Here is a 14,536-nt window from a genome sequence, read left to right as displayed (position 1 = left end):
TCTTTTATTGGTTTGTTCGCAATATTTGATTAAAAAATTGCGCCTGAGGGTGCTGGGAGACCCAGCAACAGTGTAAAAATGAGATACATAAACAGGGTGATCGCAGCCGCAAAACCAATGGCTCGAATCCACAAAGATCGATTAAGGTTCGCGGCGTCTATGCGATAGGCGTGGTAGCTATAAATAGTGAAAACCAAAAAAGCAGACGCCGGATAAAACCCTACGGATAACAGCAGCCCGTAGGCTGACAGTAGCAGCGCTCCTGGCACTGCTACTTGGAAGATCAAAATATCGTTAAGCTGAGTACGCGCTTCATGGCGTGCCTCTAACTCTTCTTCTGCCACCTTCTTGCGCCCTTCTAGCAGTGCTTGGAAAACCAGAAGCACACCTACAATGGCCATACCCCACAATACATAGTGCGGAAATAACGCTGACCGTTCCGGCAAATCAGTGCTTTGCAGGTAAAAGAATAGTGAACTAAGAAAAATTAAAACGCCGAGAATTAGGTTTGAAAGCATTTGAGCACACGCGTTAGTGGATCATGGAGTTACCATTATGCCAATCAATGTTACCGGTAACTTTAACGATAAACAGAGGCTAGCTACCGCCGCACCTTGTGTCAAAACAAAATGTCCAACTTACGACCAACGTCTAGGTATGGCCACTCAGTGTCTTGCGCGCTACATTAGGTGGCATGCATCCCGTACCGGAGTCGACATGCCTGAGCTAGACCCTTGTAGTGAACTGGAGCTGGATCACCAGCTGTGTTTCGCGCTCTACTCAACATCGCTGATGATGACCAAAGTCTATAAGCCTCTGCTAAAAGAATTAGCGCTCACTTACCCACAGTATCTGACCATGCTGGTACTTTGGCAGGAGGATGGCATTACGGTAGGGGCATTAAGCAGACGCTTGCTGACAGATCCCGGTTCATTAACACCGCTACTCAAAAGACTTGAGGGCGATCAGTTAATTATCCGTCGGCGCAGCGATCAGGATGAGCGCGTGGTCGAACTTTTCCTGACGGATAAAGGCCGTTTACTGCGTGAAAAGGCCCGTCATGTGCCGAGCTGCATCGTCAACGCCAGCGAAAAATCAGTGGAAACACTCACGCAGCTAAAAGACGATCTGGTCCAGCTGCGCGACAGCTTGAAGAAATCCAATGACACCCCCAATTCCACTTCTGATTCCTAGTTTTTTTGGCATTTAGCTTGCGCGCAAAATAATACTGCACTAACTTGAACCCACGAACCAATAAATGATTCATGACAATTACACACAGGAGCTAATTCATGTCGATTGAAAAGATTGCATACCGCGCCCACGCCACTGCCACTGGCGGCCGTGAAGGCCACGCAGCATCTTCAGACGGTGCGCTGGACGTCAAACTCAGCACACCGTCAGAGCTGGGTGGCCCTGGCGGCGACGGCACAAACCCTGAGCAGCTATTTGCAGCCGGTTATTCCGCTTGCTTTCTGGGTGCCATGAAGCATGTGGCCGGTCAGGAAAAAATCCAGTTGCCGGAAGATGTCAAAATTGATGGCCACGTTGGCATCGGACCGATTCCGACCGGCTTTGGAATTGAAGTCGAACTCAAGATCAGCCTACCGGGCCTTGATAAAGACCAGGCGCAGAGCCTTGTGGACAAAGCCCACGTTGTCTGCCCTTATTCCAACGCCACTCAGGGCAATATCGACGTCACCCTGACGCTGGTATAAGCCACCCGCTTGTACCTGAATTACAACACCACCGTTTGGCTCGCCCATACGGTGGTGTTTTGTTTAAGCACGGTATTTATCCATGCCGCTTATAAAGGAGATTGCAATGAGTGAAGACACCTATACCCCACCACGCGTTTGGCACTGGGAACCGGGTAACGGTGGGCAGTTCGCGAATATCAACAAGCCTACTGCGGGTGCGACTTATGAGCAGGCACGGCCGGTAGGAAAGCATCCTCTACAGCTCTATTCGCTGGCGACCCCCAATGGCGTCAAGGTCACCATTCTGCTTGAAGAGTTGCTGGAGCAGGGCATCAGCCGTGCCGAATATGATGCGCATCTGATCAGAATCACCGAAGGTGAGCAGTTCAGCAGCGGTTTTGTCGAAGCAAACCCCAATTCTAAGATTCCGGCGCTGATGGATCACAGTGTGAACCCACCTCAGCGGGTATTTGAGTCAGGGGCCATTCTGCTTTATCTGGCCGAGAAATTTGACGCCTTTTTACCCAGTGACCCGGCCAAGCGCACTGAGTGCCTATCCTGGTTATTCTGGCAAATGGGTAGCGCACCGATGCTCGGCGGTGGTTTTGGTCATTTCTACGCTTATGCGCCTGAGCCTCTGGAATACCCGATTAACCGCTTTACCATGGAAGTCAAACGTCAGCTGGATGTGCTGAACCAGCATCTGGCGGAAAATCGTTTTATGGCGGGCGAAGAGTACACCATTGCCGATATGGCGATTTACCCATGGTACGGCGCACTGATCAAAAACCGCGTCTACGACGCGGCGGAATTCCTCGAAGCGCATACTTACACCCATGTGCAACGCTGGGCCGACGAGCTTGACGCACGCCCTGCCGTCCAACGCGGCCGTATGGTCAATCGGGTCTGGGGTGAGCCAAGCGAGCAGCTCCACGAACGCCACGACGCCAGTGATTTCGAGCTGAAAACCCAAGACAAACTCGACTGATACCTGACCGGCAAGCCGCTAAACGAAAATGGCCCGCATAGTAGCGGGCCGATTTTGGTCAGGCGGATCCTGGCACATCGACGGGAGACTAAGCCAAGGAATACAGTACAGCAGAGAGTTAACGAAGCGCCGCTGGGTAAAGTAAGCTTTGTAGTCACCTTCAGACACGTCACCGTTGGATTCCACGGCATCGGTCTGATAAGCCCAGGTTTTAAAACTTCGGCTTCATAGCATTCCTTTCTGCAATCTTTCTACAAGGCTTTCTGCACACTACCGTGCAGAAAGAACCATGGTCGGCGATCAATGCCGCGGTTCTTTCTTGCCTGACCTTTGGGGTGACTTCAATTGCTTCAGTGTCATTTCTGCCTCAATGAAGTGCTTTTCCGCCTCTGAGGGCTGTTGCAGCCGTTGCTCGCGGAACCTTTCAAACTCCTGATGGGCCTTGTTCAACGCCAGTTGGTTGCTGATGCTGCCCGCATGGGTCAGCAGCTCACGTCCGGTCATGGTCAGAAATTGATCGAGCCGTTGCTGCCAATCCGCCATGGTCATGGGCTGTCGATTAAGCGCTTGCACCTCAGCGAGTTCCAGGTACGCATTGACGATGCGGTTCAGGATATTGAGCTCTTCTTCCGTCAGGTAGTTCTTGGCAACCTCAATATCACGCTTCAGCAGATTTTTTCCCGAGAAGTTGGTGATACCCATGTTAGGTGCGCTAGCGTCTGCACGTTGGAAGATCAACTCAGAGGCCGTATGCCCGTGAGCAGCCCAATGCATCTTGTTCTGCACCTGTTTAAAGAATAGCTGGGTTTGCTCCGCCTTGGGGTCGTAATCGGTGCTGGTGGCGTAGATATCCAGCATTTTGCGCCAGAACACCTTTTCAGAACTGCGGATATCGCGGATACGCGCCAACAGCTCTTCAAAATAGCGGTCGTTCTGCGGCTCCTTGAGGCGTTCATCATCCATTACAAAGCCTTTGATGATGTATTCCTTTAGGCGCTCGGTAGCCCAGATACGAAAGCGAGTAGCGATGGCACTTTTAACCCGGTAGCCAACGGCAATGATTATGTCCAGGTTGTAGAAATCCCGCTGGCGACGAACCTCTCGGCCACCTTCCAGCTGAACTGACAAGAATTTCTTGTGAGTTGCCTCCCGCTCCAGCTCGCCCTCTGCGTAGACGTTCTGAATGTGGCCACTGATATTCTGCTGGGTGGTCTGGAACAACTCGGCCAGCTGGTTTTGAGTGAGCCACAGGGTTTCATCCTGCAAGCGCACCTCAAGCCGCAACCGGCCTTCGGCTGCCTCATACAGCAGGATATCCCCTGTGCTACCAGGCTGATCAGAATCTTGGTTCATAGCGCACGTACCTCAGTGCTGGGCAAGAGTTGTCGGAAGATCTGCTCCACATTGATCTTCAGCGCGTCGGAAACAAAGCCATATCATAATTGGGGAGCACACGTCTGATCGAATAAATACAAAAGACCCTAACGATCTCTCAATAGCCACTGCGGCGTCATTTCATGCTGGCCGTTTTCATCGGTGATAAACAGCGAGCCATCGCTGATCATGACCGCCCAGTTTATTGAACGCGGCAATCCCGAGGCGATGGTGCTCAGGCTCTCCTGAGGCAACCCGGCGACGTGCACATTTTTAAGCGCAGACACCGCTGGCAGTACCTTGCTTTCCCACAGGTCGACCCGCCCATACGCCAACAGCGACACTCGCTGTGACCGGCGTGAACACCAGGTAAGGCGTTCTGCATCCGGCAAACCGACTTCTATCCAATGCAGCACGCGACCATCCAGGCTTTTTTCCCACAAGGCGGGTTCATCCACATCAGAAAGCCCACGACCAAACGCCAGGGCATCGTTGTACCACAACAGGTAAGCGATCAATCGGGCGCACATCCGGTCTTCTGTTTCCGACGGGTGACGGGCCACCGTAAAACGCAGCGTTTCAAACACATTGCGATCAAGATCCGTCAAGTTGACATCAACTTTATAAGGGGTAGCACTTAACGCCATGGGGGTATCCATCAAAAATTTGCGCCAGTGTAGCGGATTTATCCAAACACGGGGTAACCTTGCGCTACACCGCTCGATAATCGTTGACCAGCGTGGCGTTTTTAACAGTTTCCTGCTCGTGCATGGGCTCACGCCAGGTTTCAGTCAACGCCGCTTGATACCATTCCTGCATTGCCGGTAGCGCAAGCAGACGCTGAACGTAAGCCTGCGACACTTCGCTTAACGGTAGATTAAAGGTCTGTATCCGAAACGCCACGGGCGCATAAAACGGGGGTGACGTTACCGCCACCCCCGAGTCCAACTACCTAACAGACGCTACTATCAGAAATTAGGCTTACGCTTTTCGACAAAGGCGCTCATGCCTTCTGTCTGCTCTTCTCCTGCGAAGCAGAAGGCAAACAGGCTGGTTTCCAGTGCCAGCGCGCTATCAAGATCCTGATCCATGCCATCATGAACGGCTTGCTTGGCACCGCGCACTGACTGCGGGCCGTTGCCCATCAACTGCTTGGTCAATTCGGCCACGTAGTCTTCCAGCTCCGCCTGTGGCATAACGCGGTTGACCAGGCCAATACGCAAGGCTTCGTTGGCGTCGATCTTACGGCCTGTAGTGACCAGATCCAGTGCCATGGCAGGCCCGACCCGCCGCGGCAGGCGCTGGGTGCCGCCGAAACCGGGAATTACGCCAAGCAGCACTTCCGGCTGACCAAACACGGCATTGTCACTCGCGACTGCCCAGTCGCAGGCCAGTGCCAGTTCGCAGCCGCCGCCAAGGCAAAACCCGTTCACCAGGGCGACCACCGGCACAGGCAGCGTTTCCAGGCGCTTGATGGTACGCAGTGCCTGACCGGCAAAGGCGCGGGCCTGTTCCGGCGTTTTTTCACGCATTTCAGCGATATCCGCCCCGGCCACAAAGGATTTCTCACCGGCACCGGTGATCAGAACGGCACGTAACGATGGATGGCTTTCCAGCTCGACCAGAACGTTTTCAAGCGCCGTCAGCACATCACTGTTCAGTGCGTTCAGTGCTTTGGGGCGGTTAATGGTCAAACGCACGATACCATCGTTATCGACCTTCTCAATGACTGCTTCGCTCATGCTGGCTCCTTGTTTGTTACTGAACATTCGTTGTTATTAAACATTCGTTGTCAATGGACATCAGTTGTTACTGGACATCAGTTGCTATGCCGCATTGATAGTGAACACCCGCCAACACTAGCGAACGCTTGGTTGGGTGGCAATCGCTTCTTTTGTCGCGGGCATCCCGGTGCGTTTATTCGTAGGTGTGAAAGCCTCGGCCGCTTTTACGCCCCAGATAGCCCGCATCCACCATGCGCTTCAGCAGCGGGCAGGGGCGATATTTCGGGTCGCCAAAGCCATTTTGCAGGACTTCCATAATCGCCAGACAAACATCCAGCCCGATCAGGTCGGCCAGTGCCAAGGGCCCCATCGGGTGAGCAGCCCCCAGCTTCATGGCCTCATCCACGGCTTCCGGCGTGGCGGCACCTTCCTGAACCAGAAACGCGGCTTCGTTGATCATCGGCACCAGCAGGCGGTTTACCGCAAAACCCGGTGAGTCCCCTACCGGTACGGCGGTTTTCCCCAGTGCACCGGCAAGCTGTTCGATGGCTTCCACCGTGGCATCGCTGGTCTGTTCAGCACGAATCACTTCGACCAGTTTCAGCACCGGCACCGGGTTAAAAAAGTGCATGCCGACCACCCGCTCGGGGCGCTCACAGACCGCTGCCAGGCGAGTGAGAGAGAGTGAAGAGGTATTGGAGGCCAGAATTGCCTGACTGCTGAGGTTACTCAGATCGCGAAAGAGCTTTTCCTTCAGGGCGGGTTGTTCAGGCGCTGCTTCGATAATAATCGCGCAATCGGCCAACGCTTCCAGTGCGGTAGTGGTAGAAAGCCTTGCCATGGCCGCATCCTTGTCGGCCGCGCTGATTTTCTCCTTGGCCAGCAGTTTGCCTAGCCCTTTATCGATGTTGGCCTGGGCCCGCGTGAGCTGCTCATCGGCCACATCATATAGGCGCGTTGTATAGCCACTCGCAGCAACGACCTGAGCAATCCCCTGCCCCATGGTCCCAGCACCCACAACACCGATAATCTGTTCGCTCATAGATAAGCTCCTGTAGTCGCTTGTCTTGGTAGTCACTTGTCTTATTGATTGCGTGCTTCTTCACGCAGGACGAATTTCTGGATCTTGCCGGTCGATGTTTTGGGAAGCTCGCTGAACACAACCGTTTTAGGCAGCTTGTAACTCGCCAGCCGCTCGCGACAGTGGGCAATGATGTCGTCTTCCGTCACTTCGCCGTAACCGACTTTCAGCTTGACGAACGCGCAGGGCGTTTCACCCCATTTTTCGTCCGGCTTGGCGACCACTGCCGCCTCTTCAACCGCCGGATGCGAGTAAATGGCGTTTTCCACTTCAATGGTCGAAATGTTCTCACCGCCGGAAATAATAATATCCTTGGAGCGGTCCTTGATTTCGATATAGCCATCCTTGTGCCACACCGCCAGATCACCGGTATGATACCAGCCGCCTTCCAGCGCCTGCTCCGTTGCTGCCTTGTTCTTCAGGTAGCCTTTCATGACATTGTTGCCGCGCATCAGAATCTCACCGATGGTTTCGCCATCCTTGGGCACCGGTTCCAGGCTGTTGGGGTCGGCGACACACAGGGCTTCCAGCATATGGTAGCGCACGCCCTGGCGCGCTTTCAGGCGGGCTCTTTCATCAATAGGCAGTTCGTTCCAGGCATCATGCCAGGCACACACGGTTACCGGCCCGTACACTTCGGTCAGCCCATAGACGTGAGTGACTTCAATACCCAGTTTTTCAACGCCGGAAATCACTGAGGCAGGCGGCGCGGCACCGGCGGTGGTGACTTTCACACTGTGCTCGAACTGGCACTTGTCTTCATCAGGTAGATTCACCATGCCATTCAGGATGATCGGCGCACCGCTGAAATGGCTGACGCCCTCCCGCTGGATCAACTGCATGATGCGTTTAGGGTCGACCTTACGCAGGCACACGTTCACCCCCGCATTGGCAGCAATCGTCCAGGGGAAACACCAGCCGTTGCAGTGGAACATGGGAAGTGTCCACAGATACACCGGATGATGCGGCATCGCCCATTCCATAATATTACTCACCGCGTTGAGATACGCGCCGCGATGGTGGTAGACCACGCCTTTGGGTTTGCCCGTGGTGCCGGAGGTGTAATTGAGCGAAATTGCCTGCCATTCGTCTTCCGGCAGTTGGTAGGCAAAATCCGCGTCTCCTTCCGCCAGTAGCGCTTCGTACTCAATTTCACCGATACCCGGCATGGCTCCCAGAAATTCTTCATCTGCCACATCAATCACCAGCGGCTTGACGTCAAGCGTTGCCACTGCCGCCGTGACGACCTCGGCGAATTCCGGGTCCACCAGCACTGCTTTGGCTTCTCCGTGGGCCAGCATGTAAGCGATGGCGTCGGCATCCAGACGGATATTCAGGGTGTTAAGGACGCAACCGGCCAGTGGTATGCCAAAATGCGCTTCAAACATCGCCGGTACGTTGGGCAGCATGACCGCCACCGTATCGCCAGGTTTCAGGCCACGACCTCTCAGCGCTGATGCCAGCTGGCGGCAGCGCGACCAGGTTTCGGCCCAGTTACGGCGTGTGTCTCCGTGAACCATAGCCGGGTAATCCGGGTAAACCGTCGCGGAACGCTCAATAAAGGTCAGCGGCGAAAGCGCGACGTGGTTGGCTTGGGTTTTTGGCAGGTCCTGCTCGAAAATCGACATGGCGTAAGGCCTCAGTTATCCGTTTCCATCCATTTATGCGTGAACATCAAAACCGCTCAGGCACTGCATGCCCGCTTCAATCACCGCTCGCTGTGCTCGCCCAACGGGCAACCACTGGGTGATGACATATTCGGCGCTGCATAATTTCTGCGTATAGAAAGGGTCATTGCTGCCTTGTGCTATCGCCGCCTGAGCTTTCAGCGCCGACTCACCCATCTGCCAGGCGCACAGTACGTGCCCCGTGAGGTTTAACAATGGCGTTGCATAGGCCTGAACGGCATCCACTCCCACCGTCTGCCCCTGCTCCAACACAATCGCCATGGCGGCTCGCACGTCATCGCTACCGGCAGCCAGCGCCTTGCCTAAGTTCGACAGCTCGGGCTGTTCACTGAGCATCGAGGCCGTGCGCTCCACGTCATCCAGCAACGCGGCCAGCGCCGCACCGTTATCGCGCTGCAGTTTACGCCCGGCCAGATCCAGCGCCTGAATGCCGTTGGTGCCTTCATAGATAGGGGCAATTCGCGCATCACGTAACAGCTGGGCAGCGCCGGTTTCCTCCACATACCCCATGCCGCCGTGAACCTGAATCCCCACAGAAGCAATATCCACCGCCTGATCGGTTGAGAAGCTTTTGACGACGGGAATCAATACATCCACGCGCGCCTGGGCCTTTTCACGCTGCTCGGCATCAGTGCCATGGCGAGCACTATCCAGCTCAGCGGCGCAGGTCAGGGCAAGGGCTCGCAAGGCATCCGTGCGGGCTCGCATGGAAAGCAGCATCCGCCTGACATCCAGGTGATCGCTGATCGTGCAGTCCGCCTTGCCGGAACGCGGGCTTCGCCCTTGCATCCGCTCTGCGGCATAGGCAACCGCATGCTGGCAGGCACGCTCTGCCACACCGATTCCCTGAATACCCACCTTGTGGCGTGCTTCATTCATCATGGTGAACATATGGTTCAGGCCGCGCCCTTCTTCGCCAACCAGATAACCGACCGCGCCGCCCTGCTCGCCGAAGCTCAGGGTGCAGGTGGGCGACCCATGAATGCCCAGCTTGTGTTCGATAGACGCGCAGGTCACATCGTTACGCTCACCCAGGGAGCCGTCAGCATTAACCAGAAATTTGGGCACCAGAAACAGGGAAATCCCCTTGTTGCCTTCCGGGGCATCGGGTTTGCGGGCCAATACAAGGTGAATGATGTTTTCAGCGGCGTCGTGTTCGCCCCAGGTGATATAGATTTTCTGACCACTGATGCGGTAATGATCCCCTTCGGGAACCGCCTTGGTGCGAACTTTGGAGAGATCCGAGCCGGCTTGAGGTTCGGTGAGGTTCATGGTGCCGGTCCAGGTACCTTCGACCAGCTTGGGAAGGTAGAGCGCTTGCTGCTCGTCGCTGCCGTGATGGGCAAGCGCTTCAATGGCACCCGCCGTCAGCATGGGGCAAAGGCCAAGCGCCATGTTGGCACCGTGGAGCATTTCCTGAACGGAGCTGGCCACGACTTCCGGCAGGTTCTGCCCACCTAATGCTTCCGAGACACCGATACCGTTCCAACCCCCTTCGGCGTAGGCTTTATAGGCCTGCGCAAAACCCGGTGCTGTGGTAATGCTGCCATCTTCATGGCGTTGGGTACCTTGCTTATCACCCACGTCGTTCAGCGGCCCCCAGACATCGTTGGCCAGCTTGGCGGCTTCCTCAAGGACAGCTTCGATCAGGTCGGGAGAGGCGTCTTCAAAGCCAGGCAGTGACAGGGAGCGATGCGCCAGCAGTTCTTCCAGAACAAAGCGCATGTCGCGAACAGGTGCGGCATAATAATTCATGCAAGGCCTCAACAGAAAATAGCGGAATTAGGAATTCTTCTACGCAAGATAGTAGATTCCCTACTTTATTCACACCATTCGCCTAACGTCGTAGCCATGGGTGGCTTGCTCCGCGAAGCCACCCTAGGGTCTGTTGACGTTTCATTTTTCACGACTTGCAGAAAGCGCATCATCCTCAAAGTAAGTGACCTGGCTTTCTTTCTGTTCAGGCGGCCCCATCAAAGGCTCCGCTACGTCCACGTCCGGCACCACGTCTGAGAGGTCTTCACTGTGTTCATGGTCCAACGCGCCCTGCATCAACTCTTCAGTGACCACCAACTCAGCCCCTGCCGCGGTCATTGGCGTTGTCGGGGTAAACGGTGCGACAGGTATCGGTGCCGGACGAACACTGCGTCGCCAGATGAAGAACAGCGCAAAGAACAGACTTAAGCCGCCAAAGGCCCAGAACAGCCCTGCGTCACCCACCGCTGTCATCACCGGAGAGATCATCAACGGGCTAATTGTCGAGCCAATCGAATTGATCAACAGCAGGCCTTGACTCATCCTCACCAAAGCGCCCGCCGGCGCACGGTCAGCTGCATGGCTAACAGCCACCGGGTAAAGCGCAAATACGCCACCACCCAGCAGAAACAGCAACACGATCAACAGGCCTGTTGATAACGGCAACCAAATCATGGCGGCGGAAATCAGAACGCAAAAAACGCTGATGGCGATCAATACCAACTGTCGGTCATGGCGATCTGACCAGCGGCCGATCGGGTATTGCAGCAACATGGCGCCCAGAATCACCACTGCCATCATCTGCCCCACTTCGGCAACGCTCATGCCAATGCGCTGCAGGTAAAGCGGCAACAGACTGTAGGCCGCGGCTACGACCATGCCTGAGCCCAGGCTGCCCATGACGCCGGTCGGTGTCATGGTGATCAGCCGGAAGGGAGGCAGCGGTTCAGCATGCTCCATCAACGGCGAAACACGGGGAATCATGGCCATGGGCAGCACCGATAACGACGCCAGCATACCGATGACCATAAAGGGCACGGTTGGCCCCATCTGGTCGACAACGCCCAGCAACAACTGGCCAAGTACGCCAGCGGCGTAGAGGGAAATCATGTATAGCGCCAGCAAACGGCCTCTGACTTTCTGGTCGCCTGAGGTCAATAGCCAGCTTTCAATGACCAGGTACACCCCGACGGTGGCCCAACCACCTATCAACCGCAAGGCAAACCATGCCCAGGGTTCGCTGGTCAGTCCTTGCAGCAGCACGGTGACGGCGACCAATGAGGCAAAGCTACCGTAAGCGCGAATATGACCAATGCGCAGCAGTAACCGGTCATTGAACATGGCACCCAGCGCGAGGCCAATAAAGTAGGCAGAGGAGACAATACCGATGATCGTCGCGGACTCACCCGCCGAATCCAGGCGCACGGTAATCAGCGTCGCTAGAAAGCCGTTGCCGATTCCCAGAATAAACAGCCCCAACAGGGGCGCTAGCGCCATGGCTAATAATTGGCGTGACATTGCACTCACCTCGACATCGATAACCCGCTCCACTGATAAGCGGCGCGCAATTATTGCGCTGAAGCCGTTAAAGTCAATGCTTTTCGGCTGTTCTGTGGTGTTTTCGCATAATCACTGTGTCTGGCCCAGGGAATTCCACGCCGACCCCATACCGAGCAGCCCACCAGCAAAACGTTTCCTCACTGAAAAACGCCACATGGGTGGGGTCCTGAATATAGTGCCAACGCGTAAATGCCGCATGATCCTTGACCCGCTTGGTCATGACTCCAAGGTACCCTCCAGGATTGAGCATACGATGCAGCTGCGCCATTACCTCACGGGGGGAGGACAGGTGCTCAAGCACTTCTGTGGCAGTGATGAAATCATAGTGGTTTTCCAGCACATCGCGACTAGGGGCATAAAAAGGGTCGTAGATCGCCATGGGATAGCCCCGCTCCTCGAACATGACGGAAAGGGTTGGCCCTGGCCCCGCACCGAAGTCCAGACCTTTGGCATGAGGTGACAGGCGAGCCTCAAGCGGCGTCAGCAGACGCGTCAGAAAGCGCCGGTATCCCTGGTCTTCCGGGCTGTTCTGATGACGGTCATATTCCTGTTTTTCCTGCTCAGGCGATAGATGTTGGCTGCTCGGCACAAAGACCAGTTTGCAGCTGGCACACTGGTAGTAGTCACGTCGTGAATCACGATGATAATGTTGAGTTTTTTCGTCCAGGCATAGCGGGCAGCGCCACTTCATCGTATCCTCGCTTTATCAAAACGGTTTTTTAATTATCTGAAGGGTTGTCACATGCTGTCAGGTCTTGACCATCTTGTCGTTAACGTAACTGATGTCGATCGCGCAGTAGACTTTTATTCGCGGGTACTAGGCCTGGATGTTCGCTACCGCGACGCCCAGCGGGTTGACCTGATGCTGGGAGACGCCGCACTGCGGTTACATCAAACCGATACCGATGTAGCGCCCGTTTCAGCCACACCGACACCAGGTAGCCTGGATATATGCCTGCGATGCCGCCTGCCACTGAATGAATTTCAGCAGCACCTTGAGGCGCTCGGCGTCGAGATTGAGCTGGGGCCGATCAACCGCCAGGGCGCCAATGGGCCTATCGTATCGCTTTATCTACGCGACCCTGACGGCAATTTACTGGAAATTTCCCGTCCTGTCCGTTGAGCGCAGTTATTGATTCACTGTCATATTCACTACGTGTCTGCCAGGTGCCATTCGCGGCATTGCACGTTATGATAGCGCCGCTAAACCATTTTTAATAAGGGAGTACGAATATGCGTCAGGATGATCATGATAAAGTGCCCGTCGAGGGAGACGTTATCGACGAAAACCTTGATTTAAACAATCCGCCCGACACCTCCATGGCGATGGTGATCTACGGGTTTTACCTTGGCAGCTTGATACTTGGGTTCACTTCGCTGATCGGGGTAATCGTTGCTTATATCTATAAAGGTAAAGGGCCAGCCTGGCTGGATGAGCATTACCGTTACCAGATTCGCACGTTCTGGATTGGTCTGCTCTACGCCATCATTTTTTCATTGCTGACTTTTGTATTGATCGGTATCCCTCTACTGATGGCGCTGGCCGTCTGGCTGATTATTCGCTGCGTGAAAGGCTTTAAGGGCCTGCAGGAAAAACGCGCGCCCAGCAATGTGAATTCCTGGCTGATCTAAACATGTCGACGCTGCCACCATCACCGCCTGACAATCCGCACGATGAAGACAAACCGCCAACAACGGCTAAGCCACGCGGTAAGTTAACCCGCGGGCGTGCCATTGCCTGGTTGTGGCGGCAGCTCGCTCATTGGCCCCTTTCACGTCTCTGGCGACTGGCACATTGGCTTGGTTTTCTGGTCTACCGTTTCAGCAAACGGGAACGCCATGTCACTAACGCCAACCTGAACGCTGTCTACCCTCATCTGAAGCCCGCACAGCTTGCTGAGCTTGGCCGGAAAAGCCTGCAACACTCGGCTGCCACCATGCTGGAGCTGGGGCATGCCTGGATGGCTGAGCCCAAACGGGTCGATGACCACATCCTGGCCGTTCACGGCCGTGAAAAGCTGGACAACGCCCGCGAGGAAGGACGCGGCGTGATTGTACTGGCACCCCACTTCGGTAACTGGGAGGTGCTGAATTTCTGGCTTTCCAGTCACTTCCCGTTTACCGCCATGTATGAGCCACCCAAAATCAGCGACCTCGACCCGGTGATTCGCCAGGGGCGTGAACGTATGGGGGCTAAATTGGTGCCTACCAACCCACGTGGTGTGGCAGCGCTTTTGAAAGCACTGAAACGCTGCGAGGCGATCGGCATTCTTCCCGACCAGGAACCCGCCTGGGGCAGTGGCGTATTTGCGCCCTTCTTCAAGCGGGAGGCTTACACGGCCACCCTGCTACCCAAGATGGTGATGCGCACTAGCGCCAGAGTCATAACGGGCGTTGCCATACGGGTGCCCGGCAAGGGCTTCGAGATTCACTTTCTGGATGCTGACGAAAACGTCTACAGCGACGATGAGGTGATTTCTGCCACCGGCGTTAATGCCAGCGTAGAAACCGCGATTGCCCTCGACCCGGCACAGTATCAGTGGGAATATAAACGCTACCGCAAGGTGGCAGAGGAAGCCCGGAATCACACTGACTTCGGCGATTCCCGGCTCTATTGAGCCACGATTTCATCCTTCTGCTGCATCCTTCTGACACTACGCCCAACC

General features: G+C 55.2%; 16 protein-coding genes. 6 read left to right on the top strand and 10 right to left on the bottom strand.

Features of this window, described 5'->3' with window-relative positions; all coding sequences use genetic code 11:
* Positions 1 to 29 precede the first annotated feature (29 nt).
* The gene (locus tag ACU6TU_RS04915; RefSeq protein ID WP_447143460.1) at positions 30 to 518 is read right to left on the bottom strand and encodes a tripartite tricarboxylate transporter TctB family protein; all 489 of its coding nucleotides are present in this window, start codon (positions 516 to 518) and stop codon (positions 30 to 32) included.
* 199 nt (positions 519 to 717) lie between these two features.
* Here ACU6TU_RS04915 and ACU6TU_RS04910 point away from each other — a divergent pair, with 199 nt between their 5' ends.
* From ACU6TU_RS04910 to yghU, 3 genes are all read left to right on the top strand, one after another.
* Positions 718 to 1,194, top strand: coding sequence for a MarR family winged helix-turn-helix transcriptional regulator (locus ACU6TU_RS04910; protein WP_447143459.1), 477 nt, complete (start codon positions 718 to 720; stop codon positions 1,192 to 1,194).
* 98 nt (positions 1,195 to 1,292) lie between these two features.
* The gene (locus ACU6TU_RS04905; RefSeq protein ID WP_447143458.1) at positions 1,293 to 1,718 is read left to right on the top strand and encodes an organic hydroperoxide resistance protein; all 426 of its coding nucleotides are present in this window, start codon (positions 1,293 to 1,295) and stop codon (positions 1,716 to 1,718) included.
* Between the two features lie 106 nt (positions 1,719 to 1,824).
* Positions 1,825 to 2,688: a glutathione-dependent disulfide-bond oxidoreductase gene (gene yghU, locus ACU6TU_RS04900; protein WP_447143457.1), complete on the top strand. Its 864-nt coding sequence runs from the start codon at positions 1,825 to 1,827 to the stop codon at positions 2,686 to 2,688.
* A 300-nt stretch (positions 2,689 to 2,988) separates the two neighbouring features.
* Here the strand turns inward: yghU and ACU6TU_RS04895 are convergent, their stop codons facing one another.
* From ACU6TU_RS04895 to ACU6TU_RS04855, 9 genes are all read right to left on the bottom strand, one after another.
* Complete coding sequence (locus tag ACU6TU_RS04895; protein ID WP_447143456.1) at positions 2,989 to 4,041, bottom strand: virulence RhuM family protein; 1,053 nt, start codon at positions 4,039 to 4,041, stop codon at positions 2,989 to 2,991.
* A 128-nt stretch (positions 4,042 to 4,169) separates the two neighbouring features.
* On the bottom strand, positions 4,170 to 4,709 hold the full coding sequence (locus tag ACU6TU_RS04890; RefSeq protein ID WP_447143455.1) for a YaeQ family protein: 540 nt from the start codon (positions 4,707 to 4,709) through the stop codon (positions 4,170 to 4,172).
* 64 nt (positions 4,710 to 4,773) lie between these two features.
* Positions 4,774 to 4,998, bottom strand: a complete 225-nt coding sequence (locus ACU6TU_RS04885) for a hypothetical protein (RefSeq protein WP_447143454.1) — start codon at positions 4,996 to 4,998, stop codon at positions 4,774 to 4,776.
* A 32-nt stretch (positions 4,999 to 5,030) separates the two neighbouring features.
* Positions 5,031 to 5,804 (bottom strand): enoyl-CoA hydratase-related protein, encoded by a 774-nt coding sequence (locus ACU6TU_RS04880; RefSeq protein WP_447143453.1) that lies wholly within the window; start codon positions 5,802 to 5,804, stop codon positions 5,031 to 5,033.
* Positions 5,805 to 5,979: 175 nt separating this feature from the next.
* Complete coding sequence (locus tag ACU6TU_RS04875; protein WP_447143452.1) at positions 5,980 to 6,828, bottom strand: 3-hydroxybutyryl-CoA dehydrogenase; 849 nt, start codon at positions 6,826 to 6,828, stop codon at positions 5,980 to 5,982.
* A 41-nt stretch (positions 6,829 to 6,869) separates the two neighbouring features.
* Entirely contained in the window at positions 6,870 to 8,495 is a 1,626-nt protein-coding gene (locus ACU6TU_RS04870) for an acyl-CoA synthetase (protein ID WP_447143451.1), read from the bottom strand.
* 33 nt (positions 8,496 to 8,528) lie between these two features.
* A complete protein-coding gene (locus ACU6TU_RS04865) occupies positions 8,529 to 10,310 on the bottom strand; it encodes an acyl-CoA dehydrogenase (RefSeq protein ID WP_447143450.1) in 1,782 nt (593 codons plus the stop codon).
* A gap of 141 nt (positions 10,311 to 10,451) precedes the next feature.
* Positions 10,452 to 11,828, bottom strand: a complete 1,377-nt coding sequence (locus ACU6TU_RS04860; RefSeq protein WP_447143449.1) for an MFS transporter — start codon at positions 11,826 to 11,828, stop codon at positions 10,452 to 10,454.
* 73 nt (positions 11,829 to 11,901) lie between these two features.
* Positions 11,902 to 12,561 carry a class I SAM-dependent methyltransferase gene (locus ACU6TU_RS04855; RefSeq protein ID WP_447143448.1) on the bottom strand — a complete coding sequence of 220 codons (660 nt, stop codon included), beginning with the start codon at positions 12,559 to 12,561 and terminating at the stop codon, positions 11,902 to 11,904.
* A gap of 51 nt (positions 12,562 to 12,612) precedes the next feature.
* Between ACU6TU_RS04855 and ACU6TU_RS04850 the strand changes: the two genes are divergently transcribed.
* From ACU6TU_RS04850 to ACU6TU_RS04840, 3 genes are all read left to right on the top strand, one after another.
* A complete protein-coding gene (locus tag ACU6TU_RS04850) occupies positions 12,613 to 12,993 on the top strand; it encodes a VOC family protein (protein ID WP_447143447.1) in 381 nt (126 codons plus the stop codon).
* Positions 12,994 to 13,103: 110 nt separating this feature from the next.
* Positions 13,104 to 13,502, top strand: coding sequence for a DUF4870 family protein (locus tag ACU6TU_RS04845; RefSeq protein ID WP_447143446.1), 399 nt, complete (start codon positions 13,104 to 13,106; stop codon positions 13,500 to 13,502).
* Positions 13,503 to 13,504: 2 nt separating this feature from the next.
* Entirely contained in the window at positions 13,505 to 14,488 is a 984-nt protein-coding gene (locus ACU6TU_RS04840; protein WP_447143445.1) for a lysophospholipid acyltransferase family protein, read from the top strand.
* Positions 14,489 to 14,536: the final 48 nt, after the last annotated feature.

It is taken from the genome of Halomonas sp. LS-001, from assembly GCF_052983955.1.
The sequence above is the reverse complement of the archived record's forward strand: the minus strand, read 5'-3'. Positions and strand labels throughout refer to the sequence as shown.

What these genes read in the sequence shown, in the direction of transcription:
- ACU6TU_RS04905 (WP_447143458.1), top strand. Translation starts at nt 1,293, where the DNA reads ATGTCGATTGAAAAGATTGCATACCGCGCCCACGCCACTGCCACTGGC.
- ACU6TU_RS04855 (WP_447143448.1), bottom strand. Translation starts at nt 12,561, where the DNA reads ATGAAGTGGCGCTGCCCGCTATGCCTGGACGAAAAAACTCAACATTAT.
- ACU6TU_RS04870 (WP_447143451.1), bottom strand. Translation starts at nt 8,495, where the DNA reads ATGTCGATTTTCGAGCAGGACCTGCCAAAAACCCAAGCCAACCACGTC.
- ACU6TU_RS04840 (WP_447143445.1), top strand. Translation starts at nt 13,505, where the DNA reads ATGTCGACGCTGCCACCATCACCGCCTGACAATCCGCACGATGAAGAC.
- ACU6TU_RS04860 (WP_447143449.1), bottom strand. Translation starts at nt 11,828, where the DNA reads ATGTCACGCCAATTATTAGCCATGGCGCTAGCGCCCCTGTTGGGGCTG.
- ACU6TU_RS04845 (WP_447143446.1), top strand. Translation starts at nt 13,104, where the DNA reads ATGCGTCAGGATGATCATGATAAAGTGCCCGTCGAGGGAGACGTTATC.
- ACU6TU_RS04850 (WP_447143447.1), top strand. Translation starts at nt 12,613, where the DNA reads ATGCTGTCAGGTCTTGACCATCTTGTCGTTAACGTAACTGATGTCGAT.
- ACU6TU_RS04895 (WP_447143456.1), bottom strand. Translation starts at nt 4,041, where the DNA reads ATGAACCAAGATTCTGATCAGCCTGGTAGCACAGGGGATATCCTGCTG.
- ACU6TU_RS04915 (WP_447143460.1), bottom strand. Translation starts at nt 518, where the DNA reads ATGCTTTCAAACCTAATTCTCGGCGTTTTAATTTTTCTTAGTTCACTA.
- ACU6TU_RS04910 (WP_447143459.1), top strand. Translation starts at nt 718, where the DNA reads ATGCCTGAGCTAGACCCTTGTAGTGAACTGGAGCTGGATCACCAGCTG.
- ACU6TU_RS04890 (WP_447143455.1), bottom strand. Translation starts at nt 4,709, where the DNA reads ATGGCGTTAAGTGCTACCCCTTATAAAGTTGATGTCAACTTGACGGAT.
- ACU6TU_RS04865 (WP_447143450.1), bottom strand. Translation starts at nt 10,310, where the DNA reads ATGAATTATTATGCCGCACCTGTTCGCGACATGCGCTTTGTTCTGGAA.
- yghU (WP_447143457.1), top strand. Translation starts at nt 1,825, where the DNA reads ATGAGTGAAGACACCTATACCCCACCACGCGTTTGGCACTGGGAACCG.
- ACU6TU_RS04875 (WP_447143452.1), bottom strand. Translation starts at nt 6,828, where the DNA reads ATGAGCGAACAGATTATCGGTGTTGTGGGTGCTGGGACCATGGGGCAG.
- ACU6TU_RS04880 (WP_447143453.1), bottom strand. Translation starts at nt 5,804, where the DNA reads ATGAGCGAAGCAGTCATTGAGAAGGTCGATAACGATGGTATCGTGCGT.